Annotated in this window: 21 protein-coding genes; 3 read left to right on the forward strand and 18 right to left on the reverse strand. The window is 40.7% G+C overall.

The window, feature by feature from the left end:
* Positions 1 to 31: 31 nt before the first annotated feature.
* Positions 32 to 1,600, reverse strand: coding sequence for a DUF4980 domain-containing protein (locus DXC23_RS02465; RefSeq protein ID WP_117704611.1), 1,569 nt, complete (start codon positions 1,598 to 1,600; stop codon positions 32 to 34).
* 117 nt (positions 1,601 to 1,717) lie between these two features.
* The gene (locus tag DXC23_RS02470; RefSeq protein ID WP_117704612.1) at positions 1,718 to 4,303 is read right to left on the reverse strand and encodes a TetM/TetW/TetO/TetS family tetracycline resistance ribosomal protection protein; all 2,586 of its coding nucleotides are present in this window, start codon (positions 4,301 to 4,303) and stop codon (positions 1,718 to 1,720) included.
* Between the two features lie 453 nt (positions 4,304 to 4,756).
* Here DXC23_RS02470 and DXC23_RS02475 point away from each other — a divergent pair, with 453 nt between their 5' ends.
* A complete protein-coding gene (locus tag DXC23_RS02475) occupies positions 4,757 to 4,969 on the forward strand; it encodes a hypothetical protein (RefSeq protein WP_117704613.1) in 213 nt (70 codons plus the stop codon).
* Here the strand turns inward: DXC23_RS02475 and DXC23_RS02480 are convergent.
* Positions 4,964 to 5,863, reverse strand: a complete 900-nt coding sequence (locus DXC23_RS02480) for an RluA family pseudouridine synthase (protein ID WP_117704614.1) — start codon at positions 5,861 to 5,863, stop codon at positions 4,964 to 4,966. The genes DXC23_RS02475 and DXC23_RS02480 overlap by 6 nt on opposite strands.
* Complete coding sequence (locus tag DXC23_RS02485; protein WP_117704615.1) at positions 5,856 to 6,140, reverse strand: DUF1294 domain-containing protein; 285 nt, start codon at positions 6,138 to 6,140, stop codon at positions 5,856 to 5,858. The genes DXC23_RS02480 and DXC23_RS02485 overlap by 8 nt, the downstream gene beginning before the upstream one ends.
* A 25-nt stretch (positions 6,141 to 6,165) precedes the next feature.
* On the opposite strand from DXC23_RS02485, the gene DXC23_RS02490 reads away from it, so the two are divergent.
* Positions 6,166 to 7,416, forward strand: a complete 1,251-nt coding sequence (locus DXC23_RS02490) for a family 10 glycosylhydrolase (protein ID WP_117704616.1) — start codon at positions 6,166 to 6,168, stop codon at positions 7,414 to 7,416.
* Here the strand turns inward: DXC23_RS02490 and mtaB are convergent.
* On the reverse strand, positions 7,413 to 8,705 hold the full coding sequence (mtaB, locus tag DXC23_RS02495; RefSeq protein WP_117704617.1) for a tRNA (N(6)-L-threonylcarbamoyladenosine(37)-C(2))-methylthiotransferase MtaB: 1,293 nt from the start codon (positions 8,703 to 8,705) through the stop codon (positions 7,413 to 7,415). The two genes, DXC23_RS02490 and mtaB, sit on opposite strands and share 4 nt — an antisense overlap.
* Positions 8,706 to 8,825: 120 nt before the next feature.
* Here mtaB and DXC23_RS02500 point away from each other — a divergent pair, with 120 nt between their 5' ends.
* Positions 8,826 to 9,062: a hypothetical protein gene (locus tag DXC23_RS02500; protein WP_117704618.1), complete on the forward strand. Its 237-nt coding sequence runs from the start codon at positions 8,826 to 8,828 to the stop codon at positions 9,060 to 9,062.
* 54 nt (positions 9,063 to 9,116) lie between these two features.
* Here DXC23_RS02500 and hisE read toward each other — a convergent pair whose 3' ends face one another.
* The 13 genes from hisE to DXC23_RS02565 form a co-directional block, all read right to left on the reverse strand.
* Entirely contained in the window at positions 9,117 to 9,449 is a 333-nt protein-coding gene (hisE, locus tag DXC23_RS02505; RefSeq protein ID WP_117704619.1) for a phosphoribosyl-ATP diphosphatase, read from the reverse strand.
* Positions 9,450 to 9,469: 20 nt separating this feature from the next.
* A complete protein-coding gene (hisI, locus tag DXC23_RS02510) occupies positions 9,470 to 9,796 on the reverse strand; it encodes a phosphoribosyl-AMP cyclohydrolase (protein WP_022235144.1) in 327 nt (108 codons plus the stop codon).
* A gap of 10 nt (positions 9,797 to 9,806) precedes the next feature.
* Positions 9,807 to 10,526 (reverse strand): 1-(5-phosphoribosyl)-5-[(5-phosphoribosylamino)methylideneamino]imidazole-4-carboxamide isomerase, encoded by a 720-nt coding sequence (hisA, locus tag DXC23_RS02515; RefSeq protein WP_117704620.1) that lies wholly within the window; start codon positions 10,524 to 10,526, stop codon positions 9,807 to 9,809.
* Positions 10,527 to 11,105: an imidazoleglycerol-phosphate dehydratase HisB gene (gene hisB, locus DXC23_RS02520; RefSeq protein WP_117704621.1), complete on the reverse strand. Its 579-nt coding sequence runs from the start codon at positions 11,103 to 11,105 to the stop codon at positions 10,527 to 10,529.
* A 110-nt stretch (positions 11,106 to 11,215) separates the two neighbouring features.
* Complete coding sequence (gene hisD, locus DXC23_RS02525) at positions 11,216 to 12,517, reverse strand: histidinol dehydrogenase (RefSeq protein ID WP_117704622.1); 1,302 nt, start codon at positions 12,515 to 12,517, stop codon at positions 11,216 to 11,218.
* Positions 12,514 to 13,143 carry an ATP phosphoribosyltransferase gene (hisG, locus tag DXC23_RS02530; protein WP_022235148.1) on the reverse strand — a complete coding sequence of 210 codons (630 nt, stop codon included), beginning with the start codon at positions 13,141 to 13,143 and terminating at the stop codon, positions 12,514 to 12,516. The genes hisD and hisG overlap by 4 nt, the downstream gene beginning before the upstream one ends.
* Positions 13,144 to 13,162: 19 nt before the next feature.
* A complete protein-coding gene (gene hisZ / locus DXC23_RS02535; protein ID WP_117704623.1) occupies positions 13,163 to 14,332 on the reverse strand; it encodes an ATP phosphoribosyltransferase regulatory subunit in 1,170 nt (389 codons plus the stop codon).
* A gap of 136 nt (positions 14,333 to 14,468) precedes the next feature.
* Entirely contained in the window at positions 14,469 to 15,797 is a 1,329-nt protein-coding gene (locus DXC23_RS02540; RefSeq protein ID WP_117704624.1) for an AI-2E family transporter, read from the reverse strand.
* A gap of 15 nt (positions 15,798 to 15,812) precedes the next feature.
* Positions 15,813 to 20,183 (reverse strand): PolC-type DNA polymerase III, encoded by a 4,371-nt coding sequence (locus DXC23_RS02545; protein WP_117704625.1) that lies wholly within the window; start codon positions 20,181 to 20,183, stop codon positions 15,813 to 15,815.
* Positions 20,184 to 20,198: 15 nt separating this feature from the next.
* Positions 20,199 to 21,242: a flavodoxin-dependent (E)-4-hydroxy-3-methylbut-2-enyl-diphosphate synthase gene (gene ispG, locus DXC23_RS02550; RefSeq protein ID WP_117704626.1), complete on the reverse strand. Its 1,044-nt coding sequence runs from the start codon at positions 21,240 to 21,242 to the stop codon at positions 20,199 to 20,201.
* A 14-nt stretch (positions 21,243 to 21,256) separates the two neighbouring features.
* On the reverse strand, positions 21,257 to 22,630 hold the full coding sequence (gene rseP, locus DXC23_RS02555) for an RIP metalloprotease RseP (protein WP_117704627.1): 1,374 nt from the start codon (positions 22,628 to 22,630) through the stop codon (positions 21,257 to 21,259).
* 42 nt (positions 22,631 to 22,672) lie between these two features.
* Positions 22,673 to 23,824: a 1-deoxy-D-xylulose-5-phosphate reductoisomerase gene (locus DXC23_RS02560; protein ID WP_117704628.1), complete on the reverse strand. Its 1,152-nt coding sequence runs from the start codon at positions 23,822 to 23,824 to the stop codon at positions 22,673 to 22,675.
* Between the two features lie 3 nt (positions 23,825 to 23,827).
* On the reverse strand, positions 23,828 to 24,658 hold the full coding sequence (locus DXC23_RS02565; RefSeq protein ID WP_117704629.1) for a phosphatidate cytidylyltransferase: 831 nt from the start codon (positions 24,656 to 24,658) through the stop codon (positions 23,828 to 23,830).
* Positions 24,659 to 24,671 lie beyond the last annotated feature (13 nt).

Here is a 24,671-nt window from a genome sequence, read left to right on the forward strand (position 1 = left end):
TCATATTTTGTCGATATATTCAAGCCGTATATTAAATTTTTTCGTGGATTGAATTTAATTCTGAAATGCTGATATTGTGAATAGTTGCTTTTTCTGAATTTATTTCTAATCTGTTGAGATTGCTGTCCTGAATATAGGTCATACCCATAAATACAGTGCCGTCATCAGCGAAAATTTCGGCATATACGGTATCAAATATTACCCTCAAGTTTAGATTATGTCCACAACATTTTAGCGGAGCGGACTTATCAAGACAGAATAAAGTTTTACTATTACTGTCATAAGTGATTTTAAGACCGAAAAGCTCTAATGAAAATGAATTTGACACATCTGCACTTATGCTGATATCGCAGGCTCGACTGTCAATTCTTTTGATATATGGATTTGAATTTGAAATTGCAACATTATTTATTGTTACGCAATCTTTATAGAGTGTTTTAAGCTCGTCAATTGGCAATGCGGAAAGATACATATTATTATCAATCTTTTTTATTGTCATATTTTGCGGAATGTTTAGGCAGCTTCCAAACGGATTATTTGGAATAACTGCCGAAGCAAAGGCTGTGCGTATGCGCCTGCCGTCTGGAGTATTGAACCAAGATTGAGCGGCATAGGACGCATTGCCAAAGTTTAATCTCTTTTGCTCGGTTTCTATTTTAAATTTTTTGCCGTCAAAGCTGCCTATGTAGTATCTGTCAGCGGCGGCAGAAAATACCCACTTAATATTATCGCTGGCATTTTCAACAGTAAGTGGATAGAAATCGGGGCATTCGGAATCATCAGGCATTGTTATTTCCTGTATTTTTTGCCATTGAGTGAGATTTTCGGATTTCAAAATTGCAAAGCTGTGACCGTCAAGATATAACACCATAATGTAGATGTCAAGCGGTGAATAGTATATTACCTTTGGATCTCTGTTTTCGTATGCTAAATTTTCTATTATAGGATTTTTGTCATATTTAATCAGAGTTTTTCCGCCGTCTGAGCTATACGCAAGGCATTGTGTAAAAGGCTTATGCTTTGAAGTTTCTGATGTGTGACCTGCGCTTGTGTAATAATACAGAATAACAGGAGTATCATCCTGCTGAAAATCACATCTGTTATCCTTGTCAATTATTGCACAACCTGAGAATATTGTTCCATCTTTATCGGGAAACAGCACATCTCCAAATTCTCTCCAATGTATAAGATCCTCGCTGAATGCGCCGCCCCAATGCATATTTTCCCATGTTGTGGCAACCGGATTGTGCTGAAAATACATTAGATATTTTCCGTTTGCATACACAAGTCCGTTCGGGTCATTTATCCAACCCTTGGCGGCTGTAAAATGCACCAGCGGTCTGTATTTGCCGTCATATTCAAAGCTGATTTCTTCGGCTTTATCAAAGCAAATATCGACAATCGGTGACGAAGTGATTTTTATTTTTTTACCTTTAAATCTTTTTAAATCAACAGGAAATTTATAGTCGGGTGTATTGTTATCAAGTCTAACGACTAAATCATAGACAAGCTCATTATCTATATAAAAATACAATCTTTTATTTTGAGCGTTGTCGCTGGCAGGGAGCAATATATAATTAGTATCACATAAAAATTCCATATTATCACCTCAAAAATTTAAAGTAATTACAGTAATTTAATTATATATTCGCCGCCTTTTCTTGTCAATATTTTATAAAAAACAGCCGACAGAATCACAAAATCTGCCGACTGCTTTTTAATCTTTATTATTAATAATATTTCTGATTTCTTCTTCGGCTTGCCTTACCTCTTCAAGAAACGCAAGCGATGGCACACGCAAAGCACCGTTTCCGAGTATAATCATTTGTTCAAGCGCATCTGAGGTTACTACACGAACTCGGTTATTTTTAGCGAGCTTATGCGTTACTTTTTCAATATACATATCGGCGGTTTCAGCCTCTTTGGTGTAAACAATGCTTATGCCGTTTACGGTTTCAACTTCTCTGTACTGCCCTTTAACACGATAGGCGTCAAATACAAGAATCAAATTGCACTTGCTGTAACCCTGATAGTTGCACAATATATTTATAAGTACCTGCCTTGCTCCGTCTAAGCTCCTTTCGGTAAGCTCTTTGAGGTGTTCCCATGCAAAAATTACATTGTAGCCGTCTACAAGCAGGTATTCCGTACCATTGAATTGCGGATTTTTTCTCAGCTTTTCAGCGGCTTTATCTAATGCAGATACCGCAGTTACTTTGCGCCTTTCCGGCGCTTTTTTATGAGTAACGGGGCCGTAGGTTTGTTCAAAAATTTGCATAAGCTCCTTGTCAAGTGCGAAAACATCATCTTGATTTTTGCATTTTGCAAAGGCGGTTTTGCTGTTTACGCTCTTTGATTCGTCAGTAGCAGGCGTTAGCGCACTCGGCAGGTGCATATGTTCGCTTACCTCGTTCCACGCAACATTGTAACCTGCTCCATGTGAGCAGAAAACCGAGCCGCAAGGATTTTCAGAATCGGCATCGCAGTCATAACCAATGCTTTCAATTACCTCTCCGGCATTGTGACAAGGCTCATATCCTTTTAAAATACAAGTGAGCTTGCCTTTGCCATGGGTGTACTGCATAACCTCTTTTGTGTAGCTCCGCATTTCTGATACAGGGCAGGTGCCGTTAAGCACCGTAACATCTCCCCTGCTTTCCGGTGATGAAAATGTACCGTTCATACGCTGAATATCCGACATCGCCCTGCCTATATTTTCGTTTGGTACTTCAAGGGTAAATTCATAAACAGGCTCAAGCAAAATGCTCTTTGCCAAGCGAAGTCCCTGTCGTACCGCCCTGTAAGTAGCCTGTCTGAAATCTCCGCCCTCGGTATGCTTGGCGTGTGCTCTGCCTGATACAAGCGTTATTTCTACATCTGTGATTGGTGAGCCTGTGAGAACTCCGAGATGCGTTTTTTCGTGGAGATGAGTTAGTATAAGTCTTTGCCAGTTGCGGTCGAGCTGATCCTCCTTGCAACGGGAATTTATGATAATTCCACTGCCACGCTTAAGCGGTTTTATAAGCAAATGTACCTCCGCATAGTGCTTTAGCGGTTCAAAATGCCCCACACCCTCAACTGTGTTTTCTATGGTTTCCTTGTAAATAATATTGCCTGTGCTAAATTCTACCGTCATACCAAAGCGCTCAAAAATTATGCTTTTAAGCACTTCAAGCTGAATTTCGCCCATAAGCTGTATTTGAATTTCAGCAAGCCTACTGTTCCACACCACATTAAGCTGTGGATCTTCATTCTCCAAAATTTTAAGTTTTGCAAGTGCAGTGTGTGGGTCTGTTCCGTCTGTAAGGTCAACCTTGTATGTGAGTACAGGTTCAAGCATTGGCAAATCGGAATCGCTTTCTATACCGAGCCCATCGCCTGATTTTGCAAAAGTAATGCCTGTTACGGCGCACACTGTGCCTGCCGCCGCCTCGTCAATCGCAGTGAATTTCTCTCCCGAATACACTCTGATTCGGTTCACTTTTTCGGCATTGACATTTTTGTCGCTTTTAAGCACTTCACGCACCTTTAAACTGCCGCCCGTTACTTTCATAAAAGTAAGTCGGTTGCCTTGATTATCGTTGGCAATTTTAAAGGCTTTTGCGCCAAACTCACTCGGATAGTCGGGCATTTGTGTGTATTCGTCAAGCAAGGCGAGAAACTCACGCACACCGTCAAGTTTAAGCGCCGAGCCGAACATACAGGGAAAAAGCTTTCGCTCCTTAATTGCTCTGATAATATCAGCTTTTTCAATACTTTCGGTTTCGTAATATTTCTCAAGCATTTGCTCGTCACAAACAGCTACATTTTCACGAAAAGAATCTGTGTTTTGATATGTAAAGTCAACGCAGTTTTCGTCAAGATTCGTTCTCAGCTGTGCCATAATTGCAAGCTTGTCTGCACCGTCAAGATCCATTTTATTTACAAATATAAAGCAAGGCACATTGTATCTTTTCAAAAGCTTCCAAAGTGTTGCTGTGTGGCTCTGAACTCCGTTTGTGCCGCTGATTACAAGAATTGCATAATCAAGCACCTGCAAAGTACGCTCTGCTTCTGCCGAAAAATCAATATGTCCGGGGGTGTCGAGCAATGTGAAATCCGTATTGTTGTACTTCATTACCGCCTGCTTTGAAAAAATAGTAATTCCTCTGTCACGCTCAAGAGAAAATGTGTCGAGAAAAGAATCTCTATGGTCTACCCTGCCGAGCTTGGTTATATTTCCCGAGCAGTACATAAGCGCCTCTGAAAGCGTGGTTTTACCCGAGTCAACATGAGCAAGTATTCCGACTGCGATTTTCTTCATTTTATCACCGTACCCTGCAAAATAATACAAAAAATCAGTTAATAAAATTATATCATAGCAAACCCGAGTTGTAAATTATACAATTGTATTTTTATAACTTAGCAATCATCGGTCGGGTAAACACAGCATAAGCCAAGCCAATCTTCTTAAACTCGTTTTCCGATAAATTTGTAATTTTAATCATTTTTCTTAACTTCTTTTAAAGTTATTTTCATTAAGTTAGTTTTTACTAACTTTCCTTTTAAGAAAAGCTGTGTGTAAAGCATCGTGTAAATACTTGTTCACACAGGTTATGTTTTTAGATATTATGGTTTATACTATATAATTAGCACTTACAGTTTTTTCTGCGTAAACGGCTAACCTTTTGCCGCTTTGCGACATTTCATCTACAAGATTAAAAATATCACCGAATTATTACGGCATTGCGTAAAATAATAACTATGGGGTGATTTTATGAAAAGTAAAAATAAAACAAATAATGCGGCAAAAGAAAATGAATTTGCAAACGCAAATAAAAATCTTGAACGCTGTCTTGACCAAATGGCGAACGCTTATTCAACCTACGACTGCACAGGGCTAATTCCGAGCAGGCCCGAAAACGAGGCACAGCTTGAGTCATACAAAGAAGTTTACAACTACCTGCCGACCGATACCGGCAATTTATAAAACAATGTTGTTTTCGAGAGCGGCATTTATTTCCCGAGAAATATTTTTCATATCATCGGGAATCGGCGCAGTGACAGTAATCGGCTGTTTTGTTATCGGGTGCACAAAATCAAGTTTACCGCAGTGCAAAGCCTGCCTTTGAATTTTATCAAGTCTGCCTCCGTACAAATCATCGCCCTCAAGCGGATGAGCGAGGTATGCCATATGACAGCGAATCTGATGTGTTCTGCCTGTTTCAAGCACAAGGCTTACAAGAGTACAGTCCTCGCCTTTTGCGAGCACCTTGTAATGAGTAATTGACTCTGCACCGTCGGGTGTAACCTCTCGCACCATTTTAGAGTCCTTTTTTAAGGCGATGGGTGCGTTTACAGTGCCGTTTTCATTTATAATTCCTGAGCAGACCGCAAAATATGTTTTGTTAAGCGCAAATTTTACAGCGTTTGCCGTATATCGGTCTTTTGCAATGAAAACTATTCCCGAAGTATCTTTATCGAGCCTGTTTATGGCACGAAATGTAAATTCCTTGCCGCTGTTTTGCGCATAATAAGCCACAATATTGGCAAGGGTGTCGCTTTGGTGCTGTTTTACAGGGTGAACAGGCATTGAATACGGCTTGTTTACAATTAAAATATAGTCGTCTTCGTACAAAATGTCGAGTTTGCCCTCAACAGGCTCTATGCCGATTTTTTCATCAATCAGCCTGATTATAACTTCTTTGCCTGCCGAAACAGTATCAATGGTTCGCAAAATTTTTCCGTCCATCAAAATACCGTCTTTTTCTCGCTTTAGGCGTGTTATCATTCTTGATGAAAGCTTGCAGTACGAGCGCAAAAAGTTGAGCGCATTTACTCCGTCATATTCAGTTGGAACGGTGAAAGTGAGCTTATTAGGCATAGATATATCTCCAAATAAGAAATGCTAAAACACATTGAAGTGCAAAAATTACGGGAATACCAACCATAAATTTTGCGTGTCTGGTTTTGTGGCGGATAATGAGCATAGTTATATACATTGATACACTTCCACCAAGGGCAGAAAGCAAAAGCAGGGTGCTTTCGGGTACTCGCCACTTTCTTTTAATTGCTTTAACTTTATCTGATATTGTTACAATTATTGATATAAGGTTTATCAGTACAAGATAAATCAGTAACAATTGTGAATAAATCTCCATATTTCACCTCAAAGGAAGGATTTTAATGTCAGTAAAAAAATTTGCGCCTGTAATTTTATCAGCCGTACTGCTTGTAACAGCGCTTGCTGCAAGGGCATATTCCGAAAACGGCGAAGTTAAGACTGTATCAACCTCAACGATTGATACAGCAACAAATGACAATGCCAAAGTTGAGCAAAATGAACGCTCGACAAAAGAAATGCGTGGCGTGTGGGTGTCTTACATAGAACTTGATATGCAGAATGAATCCGATAAAAGCGAATCTGCTTTCAGAGAAAAATTTAAAAACATTGCAATCACAAGCAAAAACGCAGGATTTAATACACTTATTGTGCAGGTGCGACCGTTTTGTGACGCACTTTATAAATCGGTTTACTTCCCTTATTCTCATATTTTAAGCGGTGAGCAGGGCGTAAGTCCTGATTATGACGCTCTAAAAGTAATGTGCGAGATTTGCTCAGAACTTGACCTTGATATTCACGCATGGGTAAATCCGTACAGAATCAGTACCGACAGCACACCGCAGGTTTTGAGTGAAAACAATCCGTATGTGATAGATAACGAGCTTGGCGAAGAAACCGAAAACGGAATTTTTTTAAATCCCGCAAACAAAATGGCACGAAACCTTATAATCAACGGTGTAACCGAAATTGTAAAGAATTACGATGTTGACGGAATACAGTTTGACGATTATTTTTACCCGACTCAGGACAGTGAATTTGACGATGAAGAATATGCCGAATATGTGGACACTGTGGGTGCAATGAACTGTATGTCGGTGGATAACTGGCGGCTTGCCAATGTAAACACTCTGATTTGCGATACTTACAGGGCAATACATAAAATCAGCAATGATGTTGATTTCGGCATTTCTCCGCAAGGCAATATTGACAACAACGCAAAGATTTACGCTGATGTAAAAAGCTGGTGCATTTGTAAAGGCTTTGTGGACTACATATGCCCTCAGCTTTATTACAGCCTTGAAAATCCTGCGCTCACCTTTGAAAATTCGCTCAACAGCTGGGCAAGTCTTGATATAAATAAAAATGTTAAGCTGTATGTAGGCTTAGCAGGCTACAAAGCAAACACCGATTCTGACGAGGGCACGTGGCTTTACAGCGACAATGTGCTTAGTAAGGAATATAAGATTGCTATGCAAAACGAAAAAGTAAGCGGAATAATGCTTTATTCATATTCGACTCTTGAAGATGAAAACGCAAGTACGGAAATTGCTAATCTTACAAATGCCATTAAAAACAGCGAAAGCGTAAGTTAAGCTATTGTGCCAACGCAGAAATCATCTTCGGCAGATGTGATCTTTACATTTACAATCTGACCGCAGAGATTATCGTTATCTGATATAATATGAACAGGTGTGTAATTTTTAGTGTAACCCTCAAGGTAGCCATGGCGCAGGCGCTCTATGAGTACCGACTCGGTCATTCCGACCTGAGTTTTCAAAAATTCGGCTCTTGATTTTGCTACAAGCTCGCCCATTTCTTTGGCTCTCTGCTCCTTGATATTAGGCGCAATCTGATTTGGCGCTTTATCGGCAACAGTGCCTTTTCGCCTTGAATACGGGAATACATGAACCTTTGCAAAACCTGTCTGCTTTACAAAATCCATAGACGCTTTAAAATCTTCTTCGGTTTCCCCTGCAAATCCAACCATAACATCGGTGGTAATAGTGGAATTGTCAAAGGTTTTCCTGATATTAGATACAATCTTGCTGTACTCGGCGGTATCGTAATGTCTGTTCATTGCTTTTAATGTGTTGTCACAACCGCTCTGAAGTGAAAGGTGGAACTGCGGACAGAATTTTGGCTGAGCCGCAAGTCTTTTAATCATAGGCTCGTCCATCTGCTCAGGCTCAACCGAGCCAAGTCGCACACGCTCAATGCCGTCTTGCGCACAAACGCACTCTACCGCATCGGCAAGATTTAAGCCTTCGTCTTGTCCGTAAGCCGAAAGATTTATGCCTACAAGCACAACCTCACGATAGCCGTTATCAGCAATTCTTTTTACCTCAGCCTTGAGCGCCTCAATGCTCTTTGAGCGAACTCTGCCCCTTGCATACGGAATAATGCAGTATGAGCAAAAACGGTTGCAGCCGTCCTCAATTTTGATAAAAGCTCTTGTGTGCTCGCCGAGCGAAGATATAGATAAATCCTCGAATTGCTCGTTTTTTACAGGGTGGGGTGATATAAAAACATTTTTCATATGATTTTCAATATATTCGTAAATTGCGGGAACAAGCTCTGCCCTTTTTGCGTTGCCGAGCACGATGTCGCAATTTTCAAAATTCTCTTGCTTATCGGGAAAAGCCTGTGGCATACAGCCTGTGAGCACAATAATTCCGTCGGGGTTTTCTCGGCGAATTTTATTGATGAGCTTACGGTTTTTAGCGTCACTTACAGAGGTAACTGTGCAGCTGTTTACTACCGTTATATCGGCAGGTGTGTTAGGCTCGGCAAGTTCAAAGCCGTTTTTTAATAAGTCCTCACGCATGGCCTGTGATTCATATTGATTTACTTTACAACCGAGGGTAATTATATTAAAATTCATACTCTTTTTCCTTTTTTTCGTATAATATGTGGATTTTAAAATATTGCTTATTTTGTTATTGAATAAATGTCAAAAAAATGGTATTATAGTGCTGTTATTATTTTAACGAGGAGAGATAAGATGTTTAATATTCCGATTACAATTACAAATCAAAAAGAAATTATGGATGTATTTGAAATTTTTACAAAATTTCCCCACGAAACTATAATGATTAAAAACGGTGATATCGCCATTGACGGGCACTCAATTATGGGTTTTTTCTCGTTAGATATTAACAAGCCTGTTGAACTTGTGCTAAACTCAGAACCGACAGAAAGTTTTACAAATGCGCTTTCAAAATATATGGTTGCCGCATAAATAAAATTTACACATTTTTAAACCCTATGACATTTGCCATAGGGTTTTGTTTTGTCAAGAATTTTTGTCAACAGTGTGGAACTTCTTTAAGTTGCCTGTTTTTTCGCTGCGCTTGTCAAGCTCTTTGAGCACATCTTCAAGCGGAATGTCCTGTGCAACCATCATAACAGTAAGATGATAAATAAGGTCTGCAATCTCATATACAGTTTCGCTGTTGTCGCCGTTCTTTGCGGCAATAATTGTTTCACTGCACTCCTCGCCTACTTTTTTGAGAATTTTGTCAATTCCCTTGTCAAGCAGATAGCAGGTATAAGAACCTTCCTTTGGATTATCTCGTCTGTTTACAACTGTCTGATAAAGTGCTGAAAGAATTTCATTCTCGTTCACTTGTATTCACCCTTTATATATTATTTTAATTGTGTATAAAAACAGGAATGATTACCTGTGTGACAAGCTGCGCCTGTCTGCTCAACCGTAATAAGCAGAGTATCATCGTCACAATCTCCGAAAATTTCAATAACCTTTTGGAGATGTCCCGAAGTAGCGCCCTTGTTCCAAAGCTCCTGACGGCTTCTTGACCAAAACCATGTGTAGCCTGTTTCAAAGGTTTTTTTCATACTCTCTTTATTCATATAGGCAAGCATAAGCACTTCGCCTGTTGATTTTTCCTGAATAATTGCAGGAATTAAGTCTGATTTTACAAAAAATTTATCAAAATCAATATTTTTTTCCATAGTGTTTTCCTTAAATCTTGCTTGTAATTTCAATAGCCTGTTTCAAATCGAGGTTGCCTGTGTAGATAGCCTTGCCGCAGATTGCGCCGTAAACATCAAGTTCCGCAAGGTTAATTATGTCTTTAAGAACAGATACGCCGCCGCTTGCTACTACTCGGCAGTTTACCTCGTGAACAAGGTCGTCAAGCTGCTTTAAATTAGGGCCTGCAAGTGTACCGTCCTGGTCAATATCGGTAAACACAATCTGACCAACGCCAATATTCTCCATACGCTTTGCAAGCTCTATGTAATTGATTTCTGATTCGTCAATCCAACCCTCGGCACAAACCATACCGTTTTTAGCGTCAATGCCAACCACAATTTTGTCGCCGAATGCCTTTACAGCCTCAATTACAAAGTCAGGATTTTTTACAGCGGCAGAGCCTAAGATAACCTTATCTATGCCGTTGTTTAAATAATGCTCAATAGCACCCATATCACGAATACCGCCGCCTACTTCTACTTTAAGTCCACTCTGCTTTGCCACATCTATAATCAGGTCGGCATTTGCAAGAGTTGCGTCTTTTGCGCCGTCAAGGTCTACCATGTGCATATACTGTGCGCCTGCCGCCTTAAAAAGCTCGGCAGCCTTATATGGTGTGTCGCACACCTTTTCTACTGTTGAGTAATCACCCTTAAAAAGTCTTACGCAGTTTCCGTCTTTAATATCTATTGCAGGTAAAATAATCATTTATAACACTCCTTTAGTGGAAAGAGGCTTATTTGAGGTATTTTCCTTTACGGCAAGTCTTAATGCGTGAGCAACCGCTTTATAAATTGCTTCTGTAATATGGTGAGAGTTATCTCCGTACAAAGACTTTATGTGCAGAGTAATGCCAGCGTTATATGCAAGCGCTCTCATAAATTCAACCGTCATTGCGCAATTGTACTGACCGCACATTTCCTGCGGAAATTCTGCGTCAAATACAAGGAAAGGTCTGCCGCTTATATCGACAGAGGCAAATGCAAGCGCCTCGTCCATCGGTACATAAAAACTGCCGAAACGGTCGATAGAAGATTTATCTTTTAAAATTTGAGAAAATGCCTTGCCGAGGACTATACCCGTATCCTCAACTGTATGATGCTCGTCAACATACAAATCACCCTTGACCGTTAGTTTCAAGCCAAAGCCTGCGTGTGTGGCAAAGGAATTTAGCATATGGTCAAAAAATCCAATGCCTGTGTCAATAGAAATATCTCCGCCCTCAAGACAAAGAGAAAGATTTATATCTGTTTCTTTTGTTTTACGGCTGATTTCTGTCTTGCGCATTTTCTCACCTCAAATAAGTTGTAAAGTTGAACCGAATTGCTCAATCTATATGATTATATCCTTTTTAAAGATGATTTACAATAAATATTACAAAATTTTAATAATTTCCATTATTCAAAATCAATGTCGTCAAATCTGACTTTAATTGAATTTGCGTGTGCTGTAAGTCCCTCAGTGTCTGCAAAACGCACTACATCTTGGGCATCGTCTCTCAGAGCCTCCTCTGTATAGCAGATAAAGCTTGATTTCTTAACAAAGCTGTCAACCGAGAGCGGTGAGAAAAATCTTGCAGTACCACTTGTAGGAAGAACATGGTTAGGACCTGCAAAGTAGTCGCCGAGCGGTTCGGGAGAATAATTGCCGAGGAACACGGAGCCTGCGTTGTCGAGTTTGCCTACATATTCCATAGGATTTTCACAGCATACTTCAAGGTGTTCGGGAGCAAGCTCATTTGCAAAGAGTACAGCCTGTTTCATATCACTGCACACGATAATCGCTCCGAAATTGTCAAGCGAAGAATTTATAATTTCATTTCTCGAAAGGGTCTGAACCTGTCTTTCAAGCTCTTTTACAGTCTGATTTGCAAGTTCCTCGCAGTCAGTAAGGAGAATTGCAGAGGCAAGTTTGTCGTGCTCTGCCTGACTCATAAGGTCTGCGGCAAGAAACTTAGGATTAGCTGATTTGTCGGCAATAATGAGAATTTCACTCGGGCCTGCAATCATATCAATATCAACTGTGCCGTATAAGAGTTTTTTGGCTGTGGCAACGAAAATATTGCCCGGACCTACAATCTTGTCAACCTTTGGCACGCTCTCTGTTCCGTATGCCATAGCGGCAATAGCTTGTGCGCCGCCCATAAGGAAAATTCTGTCAACACCTGCAAGTTTAGCGGCTGCAAGAATATTTGGGTTTGGCTTGCCGTTTTTCATAGGAGGTGTGCACATTACAATTTCCTCAACACCTGCAATTTTCGCAGGAATTGCATTCATAAGTACAGATGACGGATACGCAGCTGTGCCGCCCGGCACATAAATACCCACACGCTTCAAGCCTCTGATACGCTGTCCCATAATAACGCCGTTATTCTTTGTGGTGAGCCAGCTCTGCTGAACCTGACGCTTATGGAAATCCTCAATATTTTTAGCCGCTCTTCTTACGGTTTCAATGTACTTAGGATCGCACTCGGAAATTACAGCGTCTATTTCGTCAGCGGAAATTTCAGCCTTTTCAGGAGCTTTTCCGTCAAATTTAACGGTGTAGTCATATACCGCCTTGTCACCGTTTATCTTAACATTTTCAATGATTTCAGACACAATCGGAATAACATTCTTATCCGAGTTTTGTGCTCTGCTCTTGAGCAATTCTATAAAATCATATTCCTTTTTGCCGTCAGCAATTACAGTAGTAATCATTTTGTTACAGCCTCCAGTTTCTTTTGAAGTTCCTCAATTTCTGCCTTGCGAAGTTTAAGGCTTGCTGTGTTTGCAATCAGTCTTGCCGAAATTTCAGTTACCCACTCAATAACCTCAAGTCCGTTTGCCTTGAGTGTTGAACCTGTTTCTACAATATCAACAATGCCGTCAGAAAGTCCCACAAGCGGAGCAAGCTCTACTGAGCCTTCAATTTTAATAATTCTGACATCCATATTTTTATCGTCAAAAAACGCACGAGTTACATTCGGATATTTAGTTGCAATAGTCTTTGTGTTGTAGCCGCTGTAAAAATCTGTGCCTTTTTTAGTAGCAAGGGCAAATCTGCATTTGCCAAAGCCTAAGTCGAGCAATTCATAAAAAGAATTGCCGTTTTCGAGAATGGTGTCTTTACCTACAACACCGAGGTCGCACACACCATGCTCAACATATGTAATAACATCGGCTGCCTTTGCAAGCACAACTTCAAAATCATTGTCACCAATCGGAAGAATAAGTCTTCTGCCCTTATTGATAACCTCGTCGCAGTTGTAGCCGATTTTTTGGAAAAGCTCAATAGTTGTTTTCTCAAGTCTGCCCTTTGTAAGAGCTATTCTTAATGGTTTCATTTGAAAAATCCTTTCACACTCAGCCGATAATCTGTACTTTTTCTATACCCATTTTTTCTGCAAAAGCCTTTGCCTCTTCAAGAGTTTCGAGCACGCAGAAACGGGCATTAATTCCGTTTCTCTGCATATCGGCAACAGCGTTGATTGCCTCAATCTCTGCGCCGTCATTTGCATAAACGAGAATATCGGGCACATCTGTGTAGCTTGTATTTTTATCGGAAAGCAATTTTTCTGTGATTGCGTCTGTGTCAATAGCAAAGCCTGCTGCGCCCATAGGAGCGTCAAATTCAGAAAGAAGATCGTCATATCTGCCGCCCGAAAGAACTGCGTCACCAATACCTGAAATGTAACCGCAGAAAACAAAGCCTGTGTAATAATCGTTTCTCTGCACAAGACCAAGGTCAACAATCAGCTTATCGCCAAGACCGAGAGTTTTGAGAGAGTCGTAAAGTGTATGTAAATAATTGAGTGCGTCAACAGCCTTTGTGCCGCTGCAAAGCTCTGTTGCCTTGTCAAACACTTCGTCACCGCCAAAGAGCGACGGCAAACTTCTGATAGCGGTTACAGCCTTGCAAGGCTCAAGTTTGTCAAGCAGGTTATTAAGAGCAGAATAATTTTTGCCCTCAATGCTAACTCTGATTTTCTCTTTGAAATCCTCGTCAATATCTATTTCACTGATAAGTGCGTTAAATACCTGTGCGTGTCCGAGCTCGATTCTGAAATCATCGGCAACGCTCATAATAGCTCTGATAGCGGTAGAAAGCACCTCAAGGTCTGCCCTCTTGCCCTTTACACCGAGCAATTCAACGCCCATCTGCATAAATTCATTTCTTCTGCCCATAAGAGTTGGGTTATTTCTGTAAACTGCCTGCTTGTAGTAAAGTCTTACAGGCATAATGCTGTTTTTCAGTCTTGACGACACCATTCTTGCAATCGGAAGTGTTGAATCGGGACGCATTACAAGAAGTCTGCCCTTATTGTCTACCGACTTAAACATTGACTGCTGGTCAATTCCGCTGCATTCCATTGAAAAAATATCGTAAAATTCAATGCCCGGTGTGATTACTTTCTTAAAACCACCCTTTGTAAATACCTTTTCTATTTTGCCGCAGACATCATCCATTGCTGAACATTCGGCAAAAAGAAAGTCTTTCATTCCCTCGGGGGTAATTTTTAAATTCTTTTTCATAAAAACCTCTTTACAAACGCTTTAGTGTGCTAATATGCTAATATAATAACATATAAAATCGTACTTGTCAAATTTTTAACAAAACTTTTTTAAATTACAGAGCAGCAAATAATTTTACTGCCCTGCAAAATAAATATTATTCTTTGTCATCTTTATTATCGTCATCGCTTTCGGAATTTGTATGTTTATCGGGTTTGATAAACTTCAAAAGCTTTTCCTTTTGAGCGGTTTCCTTTTCTTCTCTGATTTTCTTTTGTTCGGCGGCAATCTTTACATAATTCAGCACCTCAAAGTCAAGTGCCTCCTGAGCGATTTTGCCTTTGTTGTCAATAGCGTTTTTAACTCTTTTGCCGATCAGCGTATAAATTACCGCATATATAGGAGTACCTAAAATAAAGCCTACCATACCGAATAAACTTCCGCCGACGATAACGCTGAAAAGTACCCAGAAACTCGAAAGTCCTACCTGACTGCCAATAATCTTCGGCTTGAAAAGGTTGCCGTCAAGCTGTTGAATAACAAATACAATCGCAATGAATATAATCATATCCCACGGGCTTTCAAGGAAAAGAATAACAGCACTCGGGATTGCACCTATGAAAGGTCCGAAAAAAGGAATAATATTTGTTACGCCGATAAGAACCGCAATCAATGCGGCATACGGCAATTGGAAAATAGACATTGTAATGAATGTGAGCACTCCGATAAAAGCGGCGTCAATAATGTCGCCAACAAGGAATCTACCGCATTTTGTATCGGTAATATCGACAATCTCATAAACTTTAGGCAAGAATTTTATCGGAATAAACGCAACAGCAAGGCGCTTTACCTGTCTGCACAACATTTCTTTTGCTGACAGGAAGTAAACGGAAATTACAACACCCATAATAAAGTTATAAATTCCCGCCGTGGTGTTTGTAATCATAGGTACAAGAGTATCAAACAACACATTTTTTGAGAAATTCGCAATTGCAGTGCCGTTTAAATTCTTTGTAATCTCTGTGCCGAGTTGAGCAAAAGATGCGTCAATATCAATGTTTGCATTATAAGTCTTATTAGCCCAATCGGCAACGCTTGAAAGCCATTCATATACTGAATTAAAATATGACGGCACTCTTTCAACAAGGCTCGAAATATTGTTGCCGATCTGCGGAACAAGAATGGCAATCAAAAATCCGAGTACGGCAATTACCGCCGTATATGTGCAAATTATAGATAACGGTTTGCGCATTTTCGCAAAAAACGCTTTTTTGTTTTTCAAAAATCCGAATACTTTTGAATAAAAGAATTTGTAAGGAAAATTCAAAATATACGCAAACAAAAATCCTATTACAAACGGTGTCAGAATAGAGGCAAACATACAAATTGCGTTCCATACCACACTGAAATTATCCTTTACAAACAGCAAAAATATTGTAAAAAGAATACAAATCAGTACATTTTTTAATGTAAAAAGTTTTTTCATTTATTACGCCACTCCTTAAAACAATGACATCTGCGAGCTTTCCGGAAGTCCCTCAAGTGCGCCGATATTTTTCAGCGACTCAATAATAGACTTGGAAACCTTTGTCTTTATCTGCATTTCTTCAATGGAAAGGTATGTATTTACCTTTCCCGATTCAGCGAGAGATATTGCGGCGCTTTCGCCAAGTCCGGGAATTGTTGAAAACGGAAGTCTTATTTTGCCGTCCTCAACCTTGAACATTTTAGCCTCGGATTTGTAAATGTCAACAGGCAGAACTTCAATTTTTCTTGCAAGCATTTCATTTACAATCTGAAGTGTAGCGTACTCCTGATCTTCTTTTGTAGACGATTCGTGGGCGCTTTGCTTTTGCTTTATAAGTTTCATTCTGTTTTTAACAGCCTGATGTCCCTGCATAAGCACAACACCGTCAAGGTTTTCGCTTCGTACCGTAAAGTAAGCTGCGTAATATTCAACAGGCTTATGCACCTTGTACCAGCCAAGTCGCAATGTAGCAATCATATATGCGGCGGCGTGGGCTTTCGGGAACATATACTGAATTTTCATACAGGAATCAATGTACCATTCGGGAACATTGTTATCTCTCATCGCCTTGAAATGTTCTTCGGTAAGCAATTTTGTCGCATTACCTTTACGGACAATTTCCATTATCTTAAATGCCATACCCGGCTCAAGTCCCTTATGCATAAGGTAAGTCATAATGGAATCTCGAGTACCGATAACACTTGAAATATCGCAGGTATGATTATGAATAAGCTCCTGCGCATTACCGAGCCATACACCTGTTCCGTGTGACAAACCTGCAATCTGCAAAAGGTCGGTAAATGTTTTTGGCTTAGCCTCTACCAACATTCCTCGTACAAAGGAAGTGCCGCATTCGGGCAAGCTGAATGTACCTGTTTCTGAACCTATATCTTCGGGAGTTACACCGAGAGCTTTGGTTGATGTAAACAGGCTCATAACCTCGGGGTCACTCATTGATACTTTCATAACGGGAATACCCGTATAAAGTTCAAGATAGTGATAAATGGTCGGAACATCGTGTCCGAGCTCATCAAGTTTTGTAATTGTATCGTGAATAGAATGGAAGTCGAAGTGAGTGGTAATATTGTCGGACTTCATATCGTTTGCAGGGTGCTGAACAGGACAGAAGTCGTAAACTTCGCTTGTTCTCGGTACAACAACCATACCGCCCGGGTGCTGACCCGTTGTACGCTTAACGCCCGTACAGCCGAGAGCAAGTCGCTTGATTTCAGCCTTATGAAGAATCATACCCTTATCGTTGGCATAACCCTTTACATAGCCGATAGCGGTTTTTTCCGCAACGGTAGAAATAGTACCCGCCTTAAACACATTGTTTTTACCGAACAGTTCCTCAGTGTATCTGTGCGATTTTGACTGATACTCACCGCTGAAATTAAGGTCAATATCAGGCACTTTGTCGCCTTTAAATCCAAGGAATGTTTCAAACGGAATTTCGTGTCCGTCCTGATCCATAAGCGTGCCGCATTCAGGACAATTCTTTGGCGGCATATCAAATCCCGAGCCGTAACTGCCGTCTGTAATGAATTCGCTGTGCTTACATTTTGGACAAATATAATGCGGACAAAGCGGATTAACCTCAGAAATGCCCGACATTGTAGCTACGAATGACGAACCTACCGAACCTCGTGAACCTACAAGGTATCCATGCGCCTCGCTGTCGGCAACAAGTTTCTGAGCGGTCATATAAAGTACGGAGAATCCGTAAGTTGTAATTGAATTTAATTCCTTGTCAAGTCGAGCCTTAACTATTTCAGGAAGTGGGTCGCCGTACTTTTCCTTAGCCCTCTCCCATGTAATAGAAACAAGCTCTTCCTCTGCACCCTCAATGTTAGGCGGAAAAGTTCCCTTTGGAATAGGTCTTATAGACTCGCACATCTCGGCAATTTTGCGTGGATTTGTTACAACCACTTCATACGCCTTTTCTTTGCCGAGGTACTCAAACTCTTTGAGCATTTCCGCTGTGGTTCTAAGGTAAAGCGGAGCTTGGTCTTCGGCATCTTTAAAACCTTGACCCGCCATAAGAATTTTTCTGTAATCGGCATCTTTCGGATCCATAAAATGAACATCGCAGGTTGCACAAACAGGCTTGCCGAGCTCTTTGCCGAGCCTTACTATTGTTTTGTCTATTTCGTGGAGTTCTGCCTCATTGGCAAATCTGCCCTCACGAATCATAAAGTTATTGTTGCCTGCCGGCTGAATTTCAAGGTAGTCATAAAATGATGCAATCGCCTTGATTTCAGGCCACGGCTTTCCGAGAAGTATAGCCTGATACAACTGACCGGCACAGCAAGCCGAACCGATTATAAGTCCCTCACGGTGCTTAATAAGCTCACTCTTAGGTATTCTCGGTTTTTTATAAAAATATGTGAGATGAGCGTAAGAAATCAATTTATACAAATTCTTAAGACCCGTTAAATTCTTTACAAGAATTATTTGGTGATAAGTAGGCAGTTTTTTGAAGTCACCGCCGCCGGCAATCTGAGTATTGATTTCGCTTGTTTTTGTAATATTATAATCGTCTTTTAAACGGGTGCAAAGACTTATAAAAATTCTCGCAAGCATTTCGGCATCGTCTGTTGCACGATGGTGGTTAAAGTCGCCAAGTCGCAAATACTTTGCAACTGTGTCGAGCTTGCAGTTTTTAATATCCGTAAGAATTGCCCTTGAAATGGCAACTGTATCAATAGAAGTGTAATTATATTCCCTGTTCATATTTTCGCAAGCCTTGCGTATGAACGAGGTATCAAAAGATGCATTGTGAGCAACAAGCACGCTGTCGCCTGCAAACTCCAAAAATGCCGTTACCGCCTCGCTTTGTGACGGTGCGTCTTTAACCATTGCATCGGTAATGCCGGTAAGCTCCGTTATCTTAGCAGGAATAGGCATACCCGGATTTGCAAAGGTTGAGAAAGTATCGGTTATCTCTCCGTTTACAACCTTTACAGCGCCGATTTCTGTGATTTTGTCACGATTAGCAGAAAGTCCTGTTGTTTCAATATCAAAGCAAATAAAAGTACCGTCAAGCGGTTCTTCGCTTTCGCCGTCAACGGACTCTACAAGGTCATCCATAAAGTAAGCCTCTGTACCGTAAATAACCTTGATTTTTTCGCCGTCCTTATTAATTTTATCGGCAGCTTTCATAGCGTCAGGGAAAGCCTGTGCAACACCGTGGTCTGTGATTGCAACTGCCGGGTGTCCCCAATCGGCGGCTCTTTTTACAAGGTCGCCTGCCGAGGTTACTGCGTCCATCTGCGACATATTGGTATGCAAATGCAGCTCTACACGCTTTTCCTCTGCTTTATCAACTACTTTTACCTTGTTGGCAGTAGCAATAGATCTTGCTATGAGCATAAGCTCGCCTGCATAGCGATCATACTCAACATCGCCCTGTACTACTATTGTGTCGCCCTTTTTAAGGTTATCGAGAATAGCAGTATCTTTTATCGTGCCGAACACCTTTACCGAGGTTGAGCCTGAGTAGTCTGTAATGTCAATAACAAAAATATTTTTATCGCCCGATTTAGTGACCTTTTTCTCAATGTCGAAAATGTCGCCCCATACAACAATTCTGCCTGTATCTGAAACAATGGTGCTTATAGGTTCAATTTTACCTCGAATTGTTCTGCCGTAAAACGGCTTGATTGAAGATTCAACAATCTGTGGCAAGAGGAATTTACCTTCACGCACTTCAATTTCCTGCACTGCATCAGAATTTCTCTTTTCTTTTACAGCCTTAGTAACAGCCCCACTGCTTGCCGCCTCGTTTACTGAGTCTTCAATCCTTTGTCTTTCGATTTTTTCTGCGGCATTTTTCATTGCCTGCACATATTCTTCGCTCTGTCCGTCAATCTCAAGCGTACCTGTATAAATGATATTGATTTCAAGCGAAAATTCATCTTTAATAATTCTTTTAAGAGCCTTGTCAAAACCTTTTGCATCTAAAAGGCTTTTGCCACCATTATTAAGTGTGATTTGCAAATTACCTTCCTCATAGGTAACAAATGCGTTGTTAAGCGTGCCGTTAATGCTTGGAATGTCACGCTTAACCGCCTTATACAGCTCAGGAAAATAATCTGCTGAAAAAAGGTTTGGGCTAAAAATCGGATTGATTCGTACCGAACCGAGATTTAATTCTGAATTGGAAATTTGTTTTTCGGCAGTAAAAAGGCTATCCCTCTTCACAAGACCGCCGAAACCGGCGGTCATTGCGATAGAGCGATTATTAGTATTAATATTAAGTTCTAAAAGCTCAGCTGAAGAAATATCATCAGCGAGCGGTTTATCCGCAAGATACGGATTAAAAACTTCGCCAAGTGTTTTCATATACTTCCTTAAGATTTATAATTTTTCGATTTCGTCCATAAGAGCGTCAACGAGCTGCTCCTCGGGAACTTTTCTTATTATTTCGCCTTTTTTGAATACAAGACCGCAACCGTCACCACCGGCAATGCCGATGTCTGCCTCTCTTGCCTCACCCGGGCCGTTTACAACACAGCCCATAACAGCCACCTTGATATTTTTTTGACAGTCTTTAAGTCGGTTTTCAACCTCGCCTGCAATCTTTACAAGGTCAATTCGTGTTCTGCCGCAAGTCGGGCAAGATACAAACTGAACGCCGCTCTTTTTAAGTCCGAGCGCCTTTAAAATATCGTTTGCGGCATAAATTTCCTTTACAGGGTCGGCTGTAAGAGAAACTCTGATAGTGTCGCCTATGCCATGGAGCAAAAGCGAACCGATACCTGCGGCTGATTTTATGATGCCCATTCGTTCAGTGCCTGCCTCGGTTACGCCGAGGTGCAGCGGATAGTCGCACTGCTCGTTTGCAAGCTCATAAGCCTTTACCATAAACGGAACGGTTGAGCTTTTCATAGAGAGAACAATATCGTTAAAATCAAATTTTTCAAGCAAAGACGCATGATACAGCGCACTGTCACAAAGTGCCTGCGGTGTGGGGTGACCGTACTTTGCAAGAATTTCCTTTTCAAGTGAACCTGAGTTTACACCGATTCTTATCGGAATATTTCTCTGACGGCAAGCGTCGGCAACAGCCTTTACCCTGTCATCAGAACCGATATTGCCCGGATTGATACGAATTTTATCAACACCTGCGGCACAAGCCTCAAGCGCTAATTTGTAATCGAAATGTATGTCGGCAACAACAGGAATAGTAAGCGCCTGCTTGAGTGCCGGAATAAGTTTAACTGCGTCTTTATTAGGAATTGCGGCTCTTATAATCTGACAACCTGCTTTTTCAAGCTCAACAGCCTGCCTTACAGAACCCTCTATATCGGTTGACGGAACATTCAGCATTGACTGAATACTTACATCGGCACCGCCGCCGACAAGCACATTGCCAACCTTAACTTGTTTTTTACTTCCCAAGGTAAAACCTCCTGTTACAGACCAAGCTGTCCGGTAAATAACTGCCAGATATCCTTACAGGTTATAACAACCATAAACACCATAAGAATAACAAAGCCTGCTGCATTGATATATTTTTCAACTTTTCTCGGTATAGGCTTTTTGAATATCCACTCAATAAGCAAAAGTAAAAATCTTCCGCCGTCAAGTGCCGGGAACGGCAGCATATTGAATATACCGAGGTTAATTGTAATCAAGGTCATTACATTTAAAATATTAAATACCGCTGAACCAAAGTTAGTTTCAAGTCCCTGTGATGCTACCTGAGTTACCGCAGTGGCAATGCCGACAGGACCAGACATATCTTTAAATCCGAATCTGCCCTGAACAATCCACACAAGCGACTGCCATACCATTCTGCCAACTGATACCGACTCTGAAAAGCCCTGTTTTATTACAGAAGTAAATGTTTTGTCGATAGGCTCAACATAAAAGTCAAGTGCTACCGACGGCTTATCTGCATTTTTATCCTCGTCATCTTTATAATAGGTAAAGAACTGAACATCGTTAAGCTCAACTTCCTTGCCATCTCTTATTACAGTTACTGTTGCTGTATAGCGCTGACGAGTATCTTTTTCTGTAATTGTCGGCAGAGTGTAATCTGTAATTCCTGCCATATCGTATAGCTTTTTTACAGTATCGTTCATCGCTTTAAGCGCCGCAGCCTTATCAGCAGAGTTATTTACTGTTGTGCAGCCATCTGTGGTAACATTGTAAAACTTTAAAAGTGTGTCATCGTCAGGATTTTTTTCGTTTACGATTTTGCCGTACTCTGTGCAGATTGCATTTGCACAATCCTGCTTATATACGGATACAGACTTACCGTCAACATTTTCACAGTTTACACCTGCAAACGAAAAAGATAAATCCTTTGAATTGTAAATATCATATCCGTTGACCTTAACAATTTTATCGCCGATCTGTAAACCGCAGTTTGCGGAATAAGAGCGTGGGTCAAACTGTTCAACAGTCGTAGAAGAGTATGCCTCCTGCGGAATGACCATTATAAAAGAAAAAATTATGCCAAGAATTATATTCATTACCGCACCCGCAATAATGACTATCATTCGTTTCCAGACCTTTGCATTATTAAACGAGCGCGGCTCGGGACTGTCTTCGTCCTCGCCCTCCATTGCACAGAATCCGCCGATTGGAAAAAGTCTTAAAGAATACTGTGTTTCGCCCTTTTTAAAACTAAAAAGCTTTGGCCCCATTCCAAGTGCAAATTCATTTACCTTAATTCCCGAAAGCTTTGCCGTAATGAAATGTCCAAATTCGTGTAATCCTATAATCAGTTCAAAAAGCAGCACCGCAATTACTACCAAAGCAATAGTTACTAATATTTGCATATGTGGTCAATCAACTCCAGATAAAAATTCCGCAAAATTCAATTATTTGTTTACCGTTTTGCGCACAAACTCCCTTGCGAGAGCGTCTGCATTCAAAACATCCTCAACATTTTTTTGATTTATAGTTTTTACAGCCTCAAGCGACTGCGTAACAAGATTTCCGATTTCAAGGAAAGATATTTTTCCTTGACGGAATAAAGCGTTTGCCTCTTCATTTGCACCGTTTACAACCGCTGTTGCAGTGCCGCCGATATCAAGTGCTTTTTTGCAGGCTGTAAGACATTCAAAGGTTTTGTAATCCGGTTCAAAGAATGTCATTTTAGCTATATCCGCAAGGCGCAACTCACCGACAGGCGATTCATAGCGGTTCGGATATGTAACGGCATACTGAATAGGTATGCGCATATCAGGCAAGCCGAGCTGAGCAATAACCGAATTGTCGTCATACTCAACAAGCGAATGAATAATACTCTCTCTATGAACCACAACATCAATTCTGTCGCCTTCAACATCAAAAAGTCTGCTTGCCTCTATAATTTCAAGTCCCTTGTTCATCATTGTAGCAGAGTCGATGGTTATTTTTGCACCCATGCTCCAATTTGGATGATTAAGCGCCTGCTCTACCGTTACATTTTTAAGTTCCTCTTTTGTTTTGCCAAAGAACGGGCCGCCCGATGCTGTAAGTATCAGCTTTTTAAGCGCTTTGTTATTCGGTTTGCCCTGTAAGCACTGAAAAATAGCCGAATGTTCGCTGTCAACAGGCAAAAGTCTTACATTATTTTCTTTAACTGCATCGGTAACAAGATGACCGCCTGCCACAAGCGTTTCTTTGTTGGCAAGTGCAATATCTTTTTTAGCATTTGCAGCAGCAATAGTGGGCAGCAAGCCTACCATTCCCACAACAGAATTAAGTACAAGCTCTGAGCTTTTTTCTGTTGCCGCCGAAATAAGACCGTCCATACCGCCGAGCACCTTTGTATCGGTATCTTTGACCGCAAGCTTTAATTCTTTTGCTTTTTCTTCATCAAAAAGTACGGCAATCTGTGGCTTATACTTTCGTATCTGCTCCTCCATAAGTTTTACATTTGAGTTAGCTGTAAGAGCAGTAACATTAAGATGCAATTTATCGACAACATCAAGCGTCTGGGTGCCGATAGACCCCGTTGAGCCTAAAATAGAAATATTCTGAATCATAATTTACACCACCGTTGCAAAAGGTAAAAAGTGATTTACAGCAAGCATAACAGGGGCGGTAAAAATAATACTGTCAAATCTGTCAAGCATTCCGCCATGACCGGGAAAAATTGAACTGTAATCCTTAATACCTACACTTCTCTTTATGAGTGAAAAGCTCAGATCTCCGATGATTGAAACAACCGCATCCACAATGCCTAAAATAATGAGTGCGGCAAAGTTAAATTTATAATCGGGAGCAATAACAAATGCAAAAAGGAAGCCAAGTACAACAGCAGTGAGCACGCAAAAGAGCACTCCGCCTATTGCACCCTCAACCGTCTTTTTAGGGCTTACATTCGGGCATAACTTATGCTTGCCAAAACTTGCGCCTATGAAAAATCCGCCTGCGTCTGCCATCCACGGCAAAGAAAAGATTGTAGCAAAATAAAAGCTGAGCGGTTTGCAGGTAAGACAAAGCTGCGAAAGCGCACTCATTCCGAAGGTAATAAGAAGCGTGCCGAGCATTGCATAGGTAAAGTTTAAGTAATTAACCTGCTTATGGTTATATATTAGCATTACAAAGCCGACTATCATAAATGCGGCGATAACGGGATACACAAAGCCTGTGGTAAGAATAATCGGAATTATTGCTGCAAATAGTATGCACGGAACTGAAATAAAATATTTTTTAAGTAAATTGTTAGCGTGTAAATATTCGCCTGTCATAAACGCAGTGACCGCCGCAATGGCAAATGCGATAATAAGCGGCTGAATTTCGCCTAAAAACAGCAAAACTAAAATAATGGAAATGCCGACTACTGCTGTAAGAAGTCTTGCTTTTAATGATTTCATAACTGATCTACCT

The organism is Eubacterium sp. OM08-24, from assembly GCF_003438075.1.
Taxonomy (GTDB): domain Bacteria; phylum Bacillota; class Clostridia; order Oscillospirales; family Acutalibacteraceae; genus Ruminococcoides.